Raw genomic sequence first — 16,011 nt, 5'->3', positions numbered from 1 at the left:
CTAGCCGGAGAAAAGTATAGACGATCGCGAACGAGCGTCAACCGCCTCGGTCGAGACGAATCCGGGCGTCGACGATGCGGCACCCTTGGCCCGGCGGAAGCGCAAAGATCGGGTTGAGGTCGAGCTCGGCGATCTCGTGGATCTCTTCCACGAGACGCGAGACGCGCAGCAGGGTCTCCTCCAACGCGGGCACATCGGCCGGGGGATGCCCGCGGTACCCTTCCAGCAGCCGGTAACCGCGGATCTCGCGGACCATGTCGGCGGCGTCCCGGTCCGTGAGCGGGGTGATGCGGAAACGTACGTCGCCGAGGATCTCCACGTGGATGCCGCCGAGGCCGAAGGCGACGAGCGGACCGAACGACGGGTCATGGGTCATCCCGATCATCACTTCCACCCCGCCGGGCACCATCGGCTGGACGAGCACGCCTTCCATCGCGTCGAGCTCACCGCGGGACGAGAGACCGTCGCGGATGGACTCGAACGCCCGCCGCACGGCCGGTTCATCCTGCAGGCCGAGACGCACGCCGCCCACCTCGGTCTTGTGGACGATCCGCTGCGAGGCGAGCTTCACGGCGACGGGAAAGCCCATGCCTCGCGCCAACGCGACCGCCTCGTCCGGGCTGTGAGCGACCCCGCCGGGCCCGATGGGAAGCCGGAAGGCTGCGAGGACGCGCCGCGTCTCCTCGACCGTCAACCAACCGGCGCCCCGCGCCCGCGCCGCGCGACAGACGGCGCGGGCGGCGGCGACATCGAGGTCGTCGAAATCCATGACGACACCCGGCGGTCGCGTCCGCCACACCGCATAGGCGGCGGCCTTCCCGAGCGCCCGGGCCGGAGTCTCCGGCAGGCCGGAGGTGGGGATGGTCTCGCCGTCCACCACGATCCGCCGGTCGTAGTCGCCCTCGGCCATCCAGCAGAGCAGCACCGGTTTGTCCTTGCTCCGCCCGCGTGCGGCGCGGAGCCCTTCGGCGATCCCGCCGGCGATCGAGGAGGTGTCGGTCACGTTGACCGAGATGTACAGCACGATGAGCGCGTCGATCTCGTCCGCGGACAAGACGGTGTCAATGGCCTGCCGATAGTGATCGGCCGTCGCGGAGGCGATGAGGTCCACCGGATTCTTGAGCGCGGCCGCGCGGGGGAGGAACCCGGCCAACCGCGCGCGGGTTGCGTCGGACAGCTCGGGAACGCTGAGCCCCGACGCCTCGCATGCGTCGGCACAGAGGATGCCGGGACCTCCGGCGTTCGTGAGGATCCCGACGCGGCGCCCCCGGGGCAGCGGCTGATGGGACAGGAGCGCCGCCAGCGCAAACATGTCGTCGAGCGTCTCGGCGCGCAGCACCCCGCACTGGTGGAAGAGCGCGTCCACGGCGACGTCGCTCGCGGCGAGCGCGGCGGTGTGCGATCCGGCGGCGCGACGCCCGGCGGGCGTCCGCCCCGCCTTCACGGCGACGATCGGCTTGCGGTAGGCGACGCGCCGCGCGATGCGCGCGAAGCGGCGCGGATTTCCGAACGATTCCAGGTAGAGCAGGATGACCTCCGTCGAGGGGTCCTCCTCCCAATATTGCAACAGGTCGTTGCCGGACACGTCGGCCTTGTTGCCGACGCTCACGAACGTCGAGATGCCGAGGTTCAGCCGGCGGGCCGCGGACAGGATCGCAATGCCGAGCGCGCCGCTCTGGCTGGACATGGCGACGCGCCCGGGCGGAGGACACAGGAGGGAGAAGGTGGCGTTCAAGCGCACCGCGGGGTCCGTGTTGAGCAGCCCGAAGCAGTTCGGGCCGATCATGCGCATCCCCGCTTGCCGCACCTTCTGAACGAGCCGCGCTTGCAAGCGGCGGCCCTCCTCATCCACCTCGGCGAACCCCGCGGTGATGACGACGAGCGCCCGCACGCCTGTGTTCGCACAGGCATCGACCACCTCCATCACGGCATCCCGCGGGACGGCGATCACGGCAAGATCGACGCCCCCTTCGATGTCGGCGACCGACCGGTAGGCCGGAAGTCCCTGGACGACCGTCGCGCGCGGGTTGACCGCGTAGACGGGGCCGGTGAACCCGTTCTCGCGGATCGCCTGCAGCAGACGATACCCGATGCTCGACGGCTCCCGCGAGGCCCCGATCACGGCAACCGACCGGGGCCGAAAAAACGGGCGGAGCGAGGCGGTCGTGGCGACCCGTTCCCGAACCTCGGAGCGCGCGACCGTGTCTTCAGTGGCATGGAGCGAGAGCTCCACCTCCATGTCTCCGCCGGCCACGGCTTCGTGCATCGCAAAGCCCGATTCACGAAACACTTCCCGCATCGCGGCATTCTCGGCGTGCGTGACCGCCCACAGTCGGGTGAAGCCGTGGCGAACCGCCGTCAGCGCGAGCCGCTCGAGGAGCAGCGTGCCCAGCCCCTTTCCATGAAACCGGTCGTCGACGGCGAGCGCCACCTCGGCCGTCTCCTCGTCTTTCGCCGTGTACGAACCGGCGGCGATGACCTCAGGCGAGTCATGCCGCGTGCGAAAGACCAGCAGGGTGAGCGCCGTCCGCGGGTTGGATGAGTCGCAGAGGCGCGCGAGCGTGGGCGCGGACGGGGCACCTTCCGAAAAAAAGCGGTGCCGTCTCGATTGGGGGGACAGGCGCTCGACGAACCGCTGAAGCACGGGAAGGTCCGCCGGCACACAGGGCCGAATGCCGGCGGTCGTGCCATCGCGCAGAATCAAGTAACCGGAATCGGCTCCCTGTCCGAACGCCGGTGTATAGAGCGGGCGAAGATGGGACATTGGAAGAAAGGTTCAGGTTAAGGTTGAGGCTAAGGGTTCCCCCTCAACCTTAACCTCAACCTCAACCTTCTTCTACACCGTGACCCTGTCTCCCCACGCCGGCATCGTGACCTTGAGACCAAATCGTTGCTCGATTGCGGAGGCGAGGACCTCCATTTTCTTGGGCTCCCCGTGGACGAGAAACGTGGCGGGCTTGGGATCACGAAACCCGGCAAGCCACCCCAAGAGACCGTCGCGGTCGGCATGAGCCGACAAGCCGTTGATCGTGTGAATCTTGGCCCGGACGGGCACGATCGTCCCCAATACTCTCACCTGAGGCGCCCCGTCCACCAGGCGGCGCCCCAGCGTCCCATCGACCTGGAAGCCCGTGAAGATGACCGCCGCCGCCGGGTTGCCGAGGTGCCGCGCCAAGTGCTCCTGAATCCGTCCGCCTTCACACATGCCGCTGCCCGCAAGAATGATCGCCCGCGTCATCCGAGCAAGTACACGCGACGCGGCGATGGTTTCGGTGAACTGGACGTGCGGCGCGCGGCGGTTCTTCGGCGGATGCCGGATCAACCCCTGGGCTTCTTCGTCGAAGGCCTCGACATGGCGAGCGTACACTTCCGCGGCACGAATCGCCATCGGGCTGTCGAGGAACACGCGGGGACGGTCGAGGACCCCGTCAAGTGTCAATTGATTGATGACGTAGAGGACGTCCTGGCTCCGCCCGATCGCATAGACCGGCATCAACGCGACCCCGCCGGCGTCCAGGGTCTCGGCCAGCGCTTGGCCCAGCTCGCGCACGGTGTCCGGCATGCTCCGGTGATTACGATCGCCATACGTCGATTCCAGCACGAGCGCGTCGGCCCGATCGATGATCTGAGGATCGCGGACGATCGGTTTACCGGTATGGCCGAGATCGCCCGAGAAGACAAGCTTTCGCGAGAGCCCCCCGTCGTTCAGCCACAGCTCAACGATCGCGGAGCCAAGGATGTGGCCCGCATCGGCGAATCGCAGCCGCGCTCCGGGGGTCAGGCTGATCTCACGCCCATAGGGGTATCCGTCACATCGCAGCAGAGCGGCTTGCACATCCGCCTCTTCATAGAGCGGGACCGCCTCATCCGGTTCACCGGGACGGCCGCCTTCCTGCACCCGAAGGAAATCGGCCCAGAGGATCGGGAGGAACTCCTTGGTGATGGTGGTCGTGACGATGCGCCCTCGAAACCCGAAGCGCATCAGACGAGGGACCAGGCCCGTATGGTCGAGATGCGCATGGGTGAGGATCACGGCGTCCAACGAGGCGGGATCGAAGGCGAAGGGGGCTCGATTCCGAGCCGTGTGCTCCGCCGGCCCTTGGATGAGCCCGCAATCCACCAGAAGACGCGTGGCCCCGTGCTGGACCAAGAAACACGAGCCGGTCACCGAACGCGTGGCTCCGAAAAACTGAAGGGTGATCATGCCTTGTCGTCCCTCTCAAGGACCCGAGAACGAGCCGAGCCTCAACCGGACGGCGCGGCCACTCTAACAGGATCGTGCCCGCTCGTCACCACGCTATGTCCGACGGCTCCTGATATTTTCCATGAGAAGGGCGCGACTCGCCGGCTCATTGCAGCCATTCAGGTTTCAGAATCAACAGCAGCCCCAAGGCCAGCATGACCGATCCGCTGATCAACTTCAGCCATCGTCCTTCCCGCTCCTTCAGTTTGTGCCGGCCCAAGGTGGCGATCGCAATGCCCGCCATGATCCCGTCGTCCAGGACGTAGGCGAGGTTGTAGAGGGCCAGGTAGGCGTAGTACTGCCACGACGGGAGATCCTGAAGCGTGAGAATGTGCGTATAGATCGCGGGGAATCCGGCCGTACACAGCAACTCGACGAGATTCACCAGCCCGGCGAGCACCACCACGGCGACGATCGCGGCCCCCAGATGCTTGGCTTCCAGGATCGCCCGCATGCGGGCATAGAGTCGCGGCTTGGCGGAATCCGGGATGCTGAACGAGAGGCCGCGGTGGAAGGCGAAAAAGTCCTTCACGTGCACGGAGCCGATCAGCACGGCGACCAGCCCGAGCGCAATCTGGATCGAACGCGACAACCCGAGGACCAAGAATACGTTCAGCCAGGCGGCCATGAAGACGAAGTAGACGAGGCCGCTGACGATGACGAAGGTGCCGGCGATGATCAACATCGTGCGCCGATCGTGCAGGTTGACCAACAAGGACAGCAGGAAGAGCAACACCCACATGGCGCACGGGTTGAAGCCGTCCAGCAACCCGATGGCCACGGTGAACGCGGGAAGGCCCAGGTTCTTCACGCTGAGCCGGCCGAACAAAGCGGTGTCGATGGCGTCCGGATCAGGGGCTGCCTCGTCGCACGACACGTCGGGAGCCGCCCTGCACACGCCCTCGTCCGACGGCTCGGCACCCGCCGTGCTCGTCTTGAGGCGGGCCCTGACCCGCGCCCCCGTCGTGTCGGGACCGCTGAACCCGATGATCAATTCCCCGTTGACCCAAAAGGTCGGGACGCCGAGGCGGACGACCCCGGCGCGCTCGGCCAGTGCGTCGAGGCGAGCGCGTGCGGCCCGGTCCGCTCCGATGTCTCGAACGACAATGCGGACATCCGGTCGCTCCCGCGCGAGATCGGCGAGAAACAGCGTCGCCGCTTCACAATGCGGGCACCCCGCCTTTATGAACACTTCCAGGTCGGGTGACGCCGGCTGGGGAGGCGCCTGGGCAAAGACGGGCGGCAGCAGGAGGCAGAAACTTAGGATGCACCAGAGAGGGAGGAGGGAACGCGGGAGAGGCGACGAGGGAGGTCGGCTACCGGAACCCGAAGAACGAGACCGCGTCACAGGGCGGGATAGAACGGCGCCATCGTCCGAATATACGCGATGACTTCCAGCATCTCATCGTCCGTCAATCGGCCCCGCCATCCGTGCATCGGGCTGTACGCGACGCCGTACGCAATCGTCGTGAGCAGCTCGAAGTCGGACTTCGACCGTGATCGCAGAGACTGGAGATTGGCGGGGGGAACGATGAGGGTGGCGGCGTCCGGCCCGTCGCCACGCCCGGACAGTCCGTGGCAGCGTGCACAGTGCTCCTCGTAAATGAGGGCGCCCGGCCGGACGCGACCACCCTCCGCAGAGGAGGACACCCACGCCGCCGCGACGCTGACGGTCACCACCACGGCCACGACAGCCGTCCGTGCGCCTCTCTTCGTCATGACGACGCCCCCTCGCGGACGACGAGCACCGGGCATGCGACCCGGTGGCTGACGGCATGAGAGACGCTGCCCATCAGAAACCGCGTGAGACCTTTCCGCCCGTGCGAGCCGATCACGACGAGATCGGCCTCAGCCGATTCCCGGACGATGGCGTCGACCGCTTCCCCGCGGGACACCGTTCCGGTCGCCTGAAACCGCTCCCCGGTCAGCATCGTGGCCACATCGTGCACCAAGTCTTGGGCGCCGCGGAGCGCCACCGCGTCCCACGGCTCGAGCGCGGGAATCGGAGTCGGGTCCATGAGCTGGAGCTCCGGCACGGTCGAGAGAACCCGCAGCTCCGTTCGGTCTTGAAAAGGATACCGGCGCAGCCACCGCTGAATCCGTTCCGCATCCTCGTACCCCTCGACGGCGACGAGCACCCGGCGCAGCGCGGTCAGCGGCCGCTTGACGAGCAGCGTCGAGCACGCCCCGTGGAGCAGCACCCGGTGTGAGACGCTGCCCAACGCCAATTCGGTGAGACGTCCTCGGCGCCGCGTGCCCAGAACGGCGAGGTCGGGGCGGGTTTTCTCGACGGCGTCCAGGATCACCGCCGCCGGATTGCCCGTCTCCCGCCGCCGGCTCACTGTGATCCCCTCCGGCAGGAGCTGCGCGGATCGATCGAGCAGGTCTTGCCCCGCCCGTTCCATCGCCTCCCGAAACTCCTCGAAGGCCTTCTTGGCCACGGCCGGCGCGAGCAAGGGCTGATCGAACGGTCGGAGGTCCACGGCATGGAGGAGGGCCACTTCCTCAGGTCGATAGAGCATCAACGCCGTCCGGACGGCGGCAAACGCTTCATCGGACCAATCGACCGCAATCAGGATACGCATGCCAGTAACCCAGCCATCAGCGGGTCGCCGTCAGCGCTCAGCTCTGAGCTGATTGCTGAAGGCTGAAAGCTGACGGCTGATCGCCTCCTTCCTCACGCCGCGGGAACCTCCAGGCTGAACAACTCGCCCTTCATCTGAGGATGCAGGTCGCAACGGAAGGTATGGTTCCCCGGACGGTCGTTGCTGAACCGGATCACCACGGTCTTCCCCGGATCGACATAGAACCCTTCGATCCCTCGCCCGTATGCCGCGATGCCTTCTCCTTCGCCATGCACGGAGAGTTGGCTGAGCATCGGGGAAGTAAACCCGTGACGGACGATGTCCTGATTTCGCAGGATGATGACCGTGGGCGTATTGAGCCGAATCGGCGACGGCTGAGTCAAGACGAACTCGTAGTTGCGGATCACCAGCTCGATACGCTGCTCCTGAACCGTCTCGGTGCCCGGAGGGCTGTCCGCCATCCCGAACGGGACCAAGAGCGCGAACCCACACAGCATCGGGAGAAACGACACGATTCGGCGCAATGACATCTCAGGCCTCACAGGTGGTCGGTTGGGCGGTTGCCGTCAGCGCTGCCAGCGTGCACGGACAAAGCGCTCGCCTTCATCGTAGTGGAACGAGAAGTCGCCGCGATACGCATGGTGTAAAGCCTCCCCGATACGCCGGGGAAGGTGGACGTCGGTCGTTTCCAGGATCAGCGTCTCCCGCTCTTCTCTGATCGACATGATGCGCGCGAGCGGGTGTTCGGCCTTCTCCCGGGCCTCTTCGTTTCTCGCGAGGCCCACGACTTCCTCTTTGTGCTCGGCCAGGAACGGCCCCGACAGGGTCAGGACGCCTTGCGGATAGTGATCCCGGATGCGATGGCAGGCGGGACAGACGACCTGATGCGCCTCGGCCGGCGCCGGGCCCCAGGTCCAGCGGCCTCGATGGAAGACCGCGCCGCACTGCGAGCAGACCGAGGGTTCCTCTAACTTGCCACGAAGCTTGTAGCTGTCGTGCTCATGCTCTTGGATCGTTCGATCGCGTCGGCCTGAGACACCGACCGGATCGTCTGCTTGCACGCTCATAGCGTCTCTTCCCTTTCTCTTCTCTTCGTGTATCGAACCCACCCGTACGGTGAGGGCCGCGTGCGCGGCCCTCACTTCCGGGTCGCGGTCATCCGATCCCGCCCGTCAGCCTGACGCCGATCAAGAAGACGGCGGACAGTGCGACGGCCAGGATCAGCCACCAGTGCCGGCGCAGCACGGCGGCGTGGTCGCCGACGTGCCAGCCGTGCCCGAAAGAGCTCTGCCAGACGGATGAGGGTGCTTTCATGGTGTCCTCCTTGGCGGTGTCCGTCGGCCTCGCGTCTCAGGCCACCTTGACCTCGACAGCCTTCGGTTTCGCTTTTTCCGCCTTCGGCAGATGCACGAGAAGCACGCCGTCCTTGTACTCGGCCGAGACCTTGCTCCCATCGGCATCCTCGGGAAGCGTGAAGCTGCGAACAAAGCTCCCGTACGCCCGCTCCACCCGATGGTACTTCTTTCCTTTCTCTTCCTTTTCGGACTTGCGCTCCCCTGAAATCGTCAGCACGTCGTCCTGGATCGTCAACTTGACGTCCTCTTTCTTGACCTCGGGCAGCTCGGCTTTGATCGTATACTCCTTGCCGTCCTCGCTGATATCCACGAGCGGCACCCATTCCGCCACGGTCATCGACTCCTTTTCCCCGTCGGTCCGCATCGGCATGCGCCCGAACAAGGTCGAGAGCCGCTTTTCCATCTCCTCCAATTCCCTGAACGGATCCCACCGCGTCTTGAACGGTTCCCATCGTGTCAACATGCTCATCGTGATCCTCCTTTTCTTTCCGCTGAATCAGCAGCCTGATTCAGTGCGCGTTGCGATCTCGCACGCCGGGGCCATCTCAGCCGCGTTCATGCCATCGCAGCTCTCCGCTCTCCGATGGCACGACTCGTTGAGGGCCACCAGATACGAGATGCCGGATCGCGTCAACCGCACTCGGTTGGACCGGGTCAGGCGATCGACTTCCATGAAGACCTGATTCCAGGTCGCGTCCCCGCATCCGGCGACGACCGCTTCAAGGGGCAGCGGCCCGGCGGCAAGGACCTTCGCGAGGTGGTCGGCGAGAGTCGGATGGCGTTGGTTCTTCATGGAAAGAACACGTGTGCACGTCCAATGCCAGCGTTCATCCAACGCCGTTCAAACGGAATCCCAGGTGCTCAGTGCCTTACGTCCAACGTGACCCTTGTCGCAGTGGTCCTGCCGTGGGGTATTTCGCATCAATGCCAACCCCCTGCGGTCCCGGAATTCCCCACCGCCATGCTGGATCTGGCTGACCTTGTGCCTTATGTCGCCTGGCTTGGCTGTCCGAAGGAGGTCGCCGCAAGCGACACGGTCGCGACGAGGGCTCGCTTGATTCTCACTCCGCCGTGGCTATCAAATCTCTAGGAGGTGAGGAGAAGCCAATCGAGAAGGTCGGCAGCCTGAATCGAGATGTCGCCCGCTCTCATGCAGAGAGTGAGGACATCGCTTCTGTGCCCGTTGCGGGATCAGCGTCCGCAGCACGCGCTTCCGAACCTCGGTGCCAGTAGGCACGGCCGTAGATCCGAGCCCGATGACCGGAGCGCGGGGTAGCCGGCCAGGTAGGGACTTGCTGGGCTACCGGATATGATCTTGGCCCGTCGGCAGGCCCGATGCCCTCCATGAGAGCGGGTTGTTTTTGGGTATGCCAAAAGTTTCGGCCCTCGGTCTTCAACTCATCAGCTCATCGCGCACACTGTAGTCTCGTCTAATGTTGATCTTATCGCTCAGGAGCCTGCTCACTTCTTTCAGTATTCGGTCCGAATATGCCTCATCCTATCTATCCTCTGTCTAAAAATTTGGACACCAGGCCCGTCTATTCATGTCCCAGTTCCAGTATCTGGAAACGCTGATCGCACCCTTAGTTCGGCCCACTTCCGTGTCCGCGCTGCGGACCATCTCCAGGCACCTCGCCCGGCGTACACTTTGCAGATCTTGCCTCGTATCTTTGTCGAGGGGAGGTAGGCATATGCGTGAGGCAACATGCGGTCGTCCTCAACGGCGGTCACGAGTGCTCATCCTGAGTGACGATCCTGTTCAGCGTGACGCATTGTCCGGGGCGCTGGCCGTTCGCTGTCCTGAGGTTCAGGTTAAAGGCTGCCGCTCGGCAAGCCAGGCGTTGCAGGACGTCAACAGCGGGCTCTTCAACGTCCTCCTCACGACATCGTCGGTACGGGGCTTGGATACTCCCACATTGATTCAACGCCTTGCTGCATGCCGATTCCCTGTGTCGACCATTCTCGTTGCCGGGCCAATGGACGATGGACTGGTCCAACGTGCTCAGGCAGCTCATCCGATACTCGTCCTCAGGGAACCGCTCGATCGCCATAAGCTCGCTGCGGCCATACGGTTGGCCTTGGAGATCAACCGAGGCCGCCGTGCAGAAATCGCCTCTCGGTTCCGGCGCAACCGTCGGGCGGCTCGTCTGAACGCGTTACAGGAAATCATCGCCAACGCCGAATGGCGCCCGACGGCCATTACCGACCCTCGCCTCTGCTTTCGAATCCTCCGGTCTTTGGGACTGTATGGCGCACGGTTGCGCGACTTGAAGCAGTGTTTGGTATCTATTGCTGCCGCAGAGGGGCACTGGAAGACTGCTTCAGTGGCAGAGGCGGGAACGAATGATCGGATTGCATGGGCTCCTTGGATGGTTTCTCCAGAGCACACTCCGAGGACGAACGCCGCAGCAGCGCCTGGAGGTTGACGACGACGTCATCACCTCACATCAGTGCCGTCGCGATCACCAGATAGATGGTCACACTCAGCACATCCTGAATCACGGTGGCGACCGGCCCGCTGGCCAAGGCCGGATCCGCGCCGATCCGAGACAGGGCCAAGGGAAGGAGGCTTGCGATACAGGTCGCGGCCACGGCGGTGCTGATGAGCGTCAAGCCGACGATTGCGGCCAACCTCGCTCGCCCATCCCACACGAGCAGACCACCGGCCGCGACCGCCCCCAACGTGACTCCGATCAGCAGCCCGAGGAGGGACTCCCGCACCAACTGGGTGGCCGGCGGGACCGGGCCGTACGCCAGCGCCCGCACCAAGACCGTTTCTGTCTGCGTCCCCACCGCATCGGCCATGTACACGACGAGCGGGAGGAAGAACGCCAGTGCAATCTCTCGCTCGAATGCCACCGCGAAGCGGCCGGCGATTGCCGCCGCAATCCAGCCGCCGAACAGCCCGATCACGAGCCAGGGAAGCCGCGCTCGATAGGCATCGAAGGCGCTGTGGGGCTCCGTCGGAGTCGGGTGAAGCGGCCCGACGCCGCCCTTTCGAAGCAGATCGTCCACGTGTTCTTCGTGGAGCACCGCCAACAAGCGCCCGATCGGGATCGCCCCCAGCAGGCGGCCTCTCGCGTCAACGACCGTGACGTCCGATTCATGCCGTTCCACCGCAAGGAGCGCCGCCGTCTCCGCGCTCACCCCCGGGGACACCCGCAGAGGGTGCGGACCGCGCAGTCCCGCGAGGATCGCCTCGGACGGCGCCGTCAGGATGCGCTCGATCGGCACCTGGCCGAGCAGCTCCCTGCCTTCGTCCACCAGATACACGTGACCGGCTTCGTCCGGATGGTCACGCCCGATCACGGCGAGCGCCTGCGCGACGGTGGCATCGGGGGACATGCAGGGAATCGCCGAGATCATCAGATCGGCCGCCGTTCGCCGGGTCTCGTAGGATCCTGTGTCTAGGCCCGCATCAGTCATGAACGCTTCTACTGCACCCGCTACGAAACCAGGAATCATTGAGGTGGCACCCAGATCCATCGAATGGCGCTCGACCTCGCACGCGCGATGGCTAGGGCCGTTGCAGAAAGGCCGTCCGAAGTCGGATCAGGAAGTCGTCCACCGCAGCCGGATCCGATCGGTGCCGGCAGGCCGTGAGGCGGCGCGCCGCCTCCGCCGCCAACTCCTCGCCCAGGTCGATCACCTCGCCGGTGCGGTAACGGCCCTCCTTGAGGTCGGCGATGGTCTTGCCGATCGGCGTGTCGACGATCCGAATGGTAAAGGTACCCTTCTCGAGCAGCTCGCAGAGGTTGTACAAGACGCGGATGTAGGCGGCGGCATATTTCGCCGGCCGTGCGTCTTTCTTCTCCAGAAACTTGGTGCGCTGGTTGAGCGCGTAGCCGGTAAACGCGTCGAAGGCGCGGGTCGGTTCCCACACGGCGGGGAACAGCGCCCGCAGCTCCGTCCCCCACGTCTCCATCGCCACCGGAGGCGCCAGGAACGTCTCCAAGACCAGCGGATGGCCTTGCATGGCCAAGGCGAGAAAGCCGCCCACCTCCCATGCCGCCTCATCGCCCCCTTCCTTGCTCCAGCGCGCCGTCGGCGGTTTGTACCCCACGCGAAACAGATCGCTCGTCGGCACGACGAAGACGCGGCGGTAATCGGCGTCGCTGTCGGGCCGCGCGAGGCCATGCGCTTGCGACCCGACCAGCACCTTCAGGATCGTGTGCTCGGAGGATCCGGTGCTCGCCATCGTGAACGTCCGCTCCTTCGAAGGCCGTCTACCGGTGCGGCTGCCCGGTCACGTAGTCGATGCACGCATTGATCGTCGTCAACTTCGGATAGTCGGCCTCGGGAATGTCGATGGCGAGCGCGTGGTGGAGGGCGATGGCGAAGTTCAGAAAATCCATGGAATCGATGTCCAGTTGCTCGCGGAAGCTCACGTCCGGGTTCAGCCTCGACAGATCGGCTTCCGGGGCGATGTCGCCCAGAATCCGCAGCACCGTAGCCTTGATGGCATCCGGCGTCAAGGCGGTCATAAGCGCTCGGGGCTTTGGAGGAGGCGTTCCACCGCCGCGAGGAAGAGCCCGCCCCGGTGTCCGTCGCTGACCCGGTGATCCGCGGACAGCGTCGCGGTGACGACCGGCCGCGGAACGACCGCGCCCCCGACCACCCACGGGCGCTCGAGCACCTTGCCGAACCCCACCAGCGCGACCTGTGGAGGATAGATCACCCCGAAGACCGACTCCACCCCTTGTTCGCCGAGATTGGTGATCGTCACGGTCGGGTCCGAGAGCTCCGAGCTTCGCAGTGAGCCGGCGCGCGCCCGCCGCACGAGGTCGACGACCTCCCGCATCAATTCCGTCAGCGGCTTCTTGTCGGTCTCGTGGACCGCGGGCGCCACGAGGCCCCCTTGGCGGAGTGACACGGCGACGCCGCAATGGATCGCTTCACTCGGAACGAATCGGCCTGCTTGCCAGACGCCGTTCAGCTCAGGGACGTCGCGCAAGGCCAGGGCCACGGCCTTGATCAGCAACACGTTGTAGAGCAATCGATCGTCGATGGAGCGCTTCCGATTCTCTTCGGCCAACCACGCCATGCTCGGACCCAGATCGATCGTCGTGCTCAAGTAGTAATGCGGGATCTCACGCTTCGATCGCGCCATCGCCGCGGCAATCGTTTGGCGCATGCGCGCCTGCCGGTCCAGCCGTTCGGACAGCGCCGCCGCTCGTTTCACCTCGTCGTCGGGCCGCGGCCCTCGGGCATGGCGCTCGACATCGTCACGCGTAATCGCTCCGTCGGGACCGGTCCCTCGAACGGACGCCGGGTCGACGCCCAACTCCACCGCACGCTGTCGGGCGGCAGGCGAGATGCGAATCCGCGGCGCTTCCGCCGCCGGAGACGGAGCAGGACATGGGGCCTGGGGTACAGGGGTGATGGTAGAAGGGGCGGGGGTCGCGGGAACGCGTACGGCTCCAGGCGGGGAGGGTATGGCGGCGGCCGGACGATCCTCCCTAATGACGGCCATGACGGTCCCCACCGGGACTTTTTCTCCGGGCTGGACCAGCAGCGTCTCGACCACGCCGCTGGTGAACACCTCGACGTCGATGGCGGCCTTCTCCGTCTCGACCTCCGCAATGATGTCCCCTCGGGTCACGCGGTCGCCGGGCTTCTTCCGCCACGCCACGAGCGTGCCGGCGTCCATATCCGCCCCCAAGGTCGGCATGACGAACTCAGCCATGGAAGAGGCTCCGAACGGTGGCGGCGATCCTCGCCGGCTGGGGCAGGGCGGCATCCTCCAGGTGTTTGGGATAGGGAAGCGGCACCTCGAGGCTGCAGACCCGCGCGACCGGCGCGTCCAGGTCGTAAAACGCCGCTTCCATGATTTGCGCGCTCACTTCCGCGGCAAAGCTCCCGGTCCGCCAGGCTTCATCGATGATCACGGCGCGATGGGTCTTTCTCACGGACGCGAGCACGGTCGCGATGTCGAGCGGCCGCAGGACTCGGAGATCGATGACCTCCGCGCCGATGCCGCCCACGGCCAGCTCATCGGCGGCCTCGAGCGTTTTCCAGAGACACCCGCCGAACGTGATGAGGCTGACGTCTCCCCCGGCGCGACGGACCGCTGCCCGCGAAAGATCGACCGGAGCGGCGTCCTCTTGGAGCTCGCCTTCCATCGGGTAGAGATAGGCGTGCTCGAAGAGGAAGACCGGATCGGGCTCTCGTAAGGCGGCCACGACCATGCCCTTGGCATCGGCGACGGTCGCCGGAGTCGCGACCTTGATGCCCGGGATGTGCGCGTACCACCCTTCGAAGCTGTGCGAATGTTGGGCCGCCACTTGGCGCCCCCCGCCGGTCGCCATCCGAACGATGAGCGGGACGCTGAACTGGCCGCCCGACATGTGCCGAATGGTGGCGGCGTTGTTGACGATCTGATCGAGGGCCAACAGGCTGAAGTTCACGGTCATGACCTCCACGATCGGGCGCATCCCGCCGAGCGCCGCGCCGATGCCGGCGCCCACGAAGGTCGATTCGGACAGCGGGGTATCCCGGATGCGATCCGGGCCGAACTCCTCGAGCAGCCCGCGGCTGCAGGCATAGGCCCCGCCGTACCGGCCGACGTCTTCACCCATCAGAAACACCCGGGGGTCGGATAAGGCCTCCCGCAACCCGGCACGGACCGCTTCCCGGTAGGTCATCTTCGTCATCTGCTCATTTCCCTCGTCTCGCCCGGCTTCAGAGCGGTCCCCTGCGTGCATCCGATTATGGTCGATTCATCTTCGCGTCCGCCTGATTCGGCAAGGGTGGAATCGGCGTCAGGACGTCTTTGGTCAGATCCTCGATGGGCTCCCATGGTCCGGCTTCGGCAACCGCCACCGCCTCCTCGATTTCGTTCGCGATCGCCGTTTCCGTCTTTTCGAGATCGGCGTCGGTCAGGGCTCCATGGCGTCGAAGCGCTGCGTGAAGCACCGCGATCGGATCCCGCGCTTTCCACTGCTCGACTTCCGCCTTCGTTCGATAGAGCTCCGCGTCGTACATCGAGTGCGCACGGAAACGGTAGGTTCGGCATTCCAGGAAGGAGGGACCGGTCCCCCGCCGGACCGCTTCGACCGCTCGGCGAGCGGCCGCCTCGACGGCGAGCACGTCCATGCCGTCCACGGCCTCCGAGGGAATCCCATACGCCTCCGCCTTGCCCGCGATATCGGTCTGTGACTGGTGTCGCGACAACGCGGTGCCCATCGCATACAGGTTGTTTTCACAGAGGAACAGCACGGGGAGCCGCCAGAGGGCGGCGAGGTTGAGCGATTCGTGAAACTCCCCTTCCGCCACGGCCCCGTCTCCAAAAAAGCAGGCGGTCACGCGAGGACGCCCGCGCAGGCTGTCGGCGAGGGCGAGGCCGACGGCGATCGGCAGCCCGCCGGCCACGATCGCCAAACCTCCATAGAAGCGCCGCGAGGCGTCGAAGAAGTGCATCGATCCACCTCGCCCGCGCGCACAGCCGTTGGCCTTCCCGTACAATTCCGCCATGAGCGATCCCATCGGGGTGCCGCGGACCAGCGCGTGGCCGTGCTCGCGGTACGTCGCGACGATCGCATCGTCCGCCTCCAACGCCTGCAGGGCGCCGACCGCGACGGCCTCTTCACCGATGTACAGATGCAGGAATCCCCGGATCTTGCCGAGGCTGTACAGTTCCGCCGCCTTCTCCTCGAAGCGGCGGATCCGCAGCATCTGGCGGAAGAGCATCAGCGCATGATCATGATCCATGATGTCCATGACGGCTTGGTTGTGTGTTTGATTGCGTTCCGTCCGTTATGTCCGTTTGGTCCGTTTAATCCGTTGGGTCCGTCACATGAGCTCATCATTGCACGAGCTGCACGGACTG

16 protein-coding genes are annotated in these 16,011 nt (G+C 65.4%); all 16 read right to left on the bottom strand.

From position 1 onward, the window contains the following. Positions 1–37 precede the first annotated feature (37 nt). The 16 genes from ACWHYV_RS12960 to pdhA all read right to left on the bottom strand — a co-directional run bounded on the left by ACWHYV_RS12960 (position 38) and on the right by pdhA (position 15,902). On the bottom strand, positions 38–2,764 hold the full coding sequence (locus ACWHYV_RS12960; protein ID WP_447976909.1) for a bifunctional acetate--CoA ligase family protein/GNAT family N-acetyltransferase: 2,727 nt from the start codon (positions 2,762–2,764) through the stop codon (positions 38–40). A 72-nt stretch (positions 2,765–2,836) separates the two neighbouring features. Then, the gene (locus ACWHYV_RS12955) at positions 2,837–4,204 is read right to left on the bottom strand and encodes an MBL fold metallo-hydrolase RNA specificity domain-containing protein (protein ID WP_447976908.1); all 1,368 of its coding nucleotides are present in this window, start codon (positions 4,202–4,204) and stop codon (positions 2,837–2,839) included. Positions 4,205–4,349: 145 nt separating this feature from the next. Next, positions 4,350–5,435: a glutaredoxin family protein gene (locus tag ACWHYV_RS12950; RefSeq protein WP_447976907.1), complete on the bottom strand. Its 1,086-nt coding sequence runs from the start codon at positions 5,433–5,435 to the stop codon at positions 4,350–4,352. A 152-nt stretch (positions 5,436–5,587) separates the two neighbouring features. Beyond that, on the bottom strand, positions 5,588–5,962 hold the full coding sequence (locus ACWHYV_RS12945) for a c-type cytochrome (RefSeq protein WP_447976906.1): 375 nt from the start codon (positions 5,960–5,962) through the stop codon (positions 5,588–5,590). Next, positions 5,959–6,828, bottom strand: coding sequence for a universal stress protein (locus tag ACWHYV_RS12940; RefSeq protein ID WP_447976905.1), 870 nt, complete (start codon positions 6,826–6,828; stop codon positions 5,959–5,961). Before ACWHYV_RS12940 ends, ACWHYV_RS12945 begins: the two co-directional genes overlap by 4 nt. Before the next feature lie 92 nt (positions 6,829–6,920). Then, a complete protein-coding gene (locus ACWHYV_RS12935) occupies positions 6,921–7,358 on the bottom strand; it encodes a cupredoxin domain-containing protein (RefSeq protein ID WP_447976904.1) in 438 nt (145 codons plus the stop codon). A 36-nt stretch (positions 7,359–7,394) separates the two neighbouring features. Beyond that, positions 7,395–7,895, bottom strand: a complete 501-nt coding sequence (locus ACWHYV_RS12930) for a BCAM0308 family protein (RefSeq protein ID WP_447976903.1) — start codon at positions 7,893–7,895, stop codon at positions 7,395–7,397. An 88-nt stretch (positions 7,896–7,983) separates the two neighbouring features. Next, entirely contained in the window at positions 7,984–8,142 is a 159-nt protein-coding gene (locus tag ACWHYV_RS12925; protein WP_447976902.1) for a hypothetical protein, read from the bottom strand. A gap of 36 nt (positions 8,143–8,178) precedes the next feature. Continuing rightward, a complete protein-coding gene (locus ACWHYV_RS12920; protein WP_447976901.1) occupies positions 8,179–8,652 on the bottom strand; it encodes an Hsp20/alpha crystallin family protein in 474 nt (157 codons plus the stop codon). A gap of 27 nt (positions 8,653–8,679) precedes the next feature. Next, positions 8,680–8,976: a hypothetical protein gene (locus ACWHYV_RS12915; protein ID WP_447976900.1), complete on the bottom strand. Its 297-nt coding sequence runs from the start codon at positions 8,974–8,976 to the stop codon at positions 8,680–8,682. 1,649 nt (positions 8,977–10,625) lie between these two features. Next, entirely contained in the window at positions 10,626–11,609 is a 984-nt protein-coding gene (locus ACWHYV_RS12910) for a magnesium transporter (protein ID WP_447976899.1), read from the bottom strand. Positions 11,610–11,700: 91 nt separating this feature from the next. Beyond that, positions 11,701–12,381: a nucleotidyltransferase domain-containing protein gene (locus ACWHYV_RS12905; RefSeq protein WP_447976898.1), complete on the bottom strand. Its 681-nt coding sequence runs from the start codon at positions 12,379–12,381 to the stop codon at positions 11,701–11,703. Between the two features lie 28 nt (positions 12,382–12,409). Beyond that, positions 12,410–12,667: an acyl carrier protein gene (locus tag ACWHYV_RS12900; protein ID WP_447976897.1), complete on the bottom strand. Its 258-nt coding sequence runs from the start codon at positions 12,665–12,667 to the stop codon at positions 12,410–12,412. Beyond that, positions 12,664–13,869 carry a dihydrolipoamide acetyltransferase family protein gene (locus ACWHYV_RS12895; RefSeq protein WP_447976896.1) on the bottom strand — a complete coding sequence of 402 codons (1,206 nt, stop codon included), beginning with the start codon at positions 13,867–13,869 and terminating at the stop codon, positions 12,664–12,666. Before ACWHYV_RS12895 ends, ACWHYV_RS12900 begins: the two co-directional genes overlap by 4 nt. Further along, entirely contained in the window at positions 13,862–14,836 is a 975-nt protein-coding gene (locus ACWHYV_RS12890) for an alpha-ketoacid dehydrogenase subunit beta (RefSeq protein ID WP_447976895.1), read from the bottom strand. The genes ACWHYV_RS12895 and ACWHYV_RS12890 overlap by 8 nt, the downstream gene beginning before the upstream one ends. A gap of 55 nt (positions 14,837–14,891) precedes the next feature. Beyond that, entirely contained in the window at positions 14,892–15,902 is a 1,011-nt protein-coding gene (gene pdhA, locus ACWHYV_RS12885; RefSeq protein ID WP_447976894.1) for a pyruvate dehydrogenase (acetyl-transferring) E1 component subunit alpha, read from the bottom strand. Positions 15,903–16,011: the final 109 nt, after the last annotated feature.

Source organism: Candidatus Nitrospira bockiana, assembly GCF_965152565.1.
This window is presented reverse-complemented; position numbering and strand designations above follow the sequence as displayed.

What these genes read in the sequence shown, in the direction of transcription:
- ACWHYV_RS12960 (WP_447976909.1), bottom strand. Translation starts at nt 2,764, where the DNA reads ATGTCCCATCTTCGCCCGCTCTATACACCGGCGTTCGGACAGGGAGCC.
- ACWHYV_RS12955 (WP_447976908.1), bottom strand. Translation starts at nt 4,204, where the DNA reads ATGATCACCCTTCAGTTTTTCGGAGCCACGCGTTCGGTGACCGGCTCG.
- ACWHYV_RS12945 (WP_447976906.1), bottom strand. Translation starts at nt 5,962, where the DNA reads ATGACGAAGAGAGGCGCACGGACGGCTGTCGTGGCCGTGGTGGTGACC.
- ACWHYV_RS12940 (WP_447976905.1), bottom strand. Translation starts at nt 6,828, where the DNA reads ATGCGTATCCTGATTGCGGTCGATTGGTCCGATGAAGCGTTTGCCGCC.
- ACWHYV_RS12935 (WP_447976904.1), bottom strand. Translation starts at nt 7,358, where the DNA reads ATGTCATTGCGCCGAATCGTGTCGTTTCTCCCGATGCTGTGTGGGTTC.
- ACWHYV_RS12930 (WP_447976903.1), bottom strand. Translation starts at nt 7,895, where the DNA reads ATGAGCGTGCAAGCAGACGATCCGGTCGGTGTCTCAGGCCGACGCGAT.
- ACWHYV_RS12925 (WP_447976902.1), bottom strand. Translation starts at nt 8,142, where the DNA reads ATGAAAGCACCCTCATCCGTCTGGCAGAGCTCTTTCGGGCACGGCTGG.
- ACWHYV_RS12920 (WP_447976901.1), bottom strand. Translation starts at nt 8,652, where the DNA reads ATGAGCATGTTGACACGATGGGAACCGTTCAAGACGCGGTGGGATCCG.
- ACWHYV_RS12915 (WP_447976900.1), bottom strand. Translation starts at nt 8,976, where the DNA reads ATGAAGAACCAACGCCATCCGACTCTCGCCGACCACCTCGCGAAGGTC.
- ACWHYV_RS12910 (WP_447976899.1), bottom strand. Translation starts at nt 11,609, where the DNA reads ATGACTGATGCGGGCCTAGACACAGGATCCTACGAGACCCGGCGAACG.
- ACWHYV_RS12905 (WP_447976898.1), bottom strand. Translation starts at nt 12,381, where the DNA reads ATGGCGAGCACCGGATCCTCCGAGCACACGATCCTGAAGGTGCTGGTC.
- ACWHYV_RS12900 (WP_447976897.1), bottom strand. Translation starts at nt 12,667, where the DNA reads ATGACCGCCTTGACGCCGGATGCCATCAAGGCTACGGTGCTGCGGATT.
- ACWHYV_RS12895 (WP_447976896.1), bottom strand. Translation starts at nt 13,869, where the DNA reads ATGGCTGAGTTCGTCATGCCGACCTTGGGGGCGGATATGGACGCCGGC.
- ACWHYV_RS12890 (WP_447976895.1), bottom strand. Translation starts at nt 14,836, where the DNA reads ATGACGAAGATGACCTACCGGGAAGCGGTCCGTGCCGGGTTGCGGGAG.
- pdhA (WP_447976894.1), bottom strand. Translation starts at nt 15,902, where the DNA reads ATGGACATCATGGATCATGATCATGCGCTGATGCTCTTCCGCCAGATG.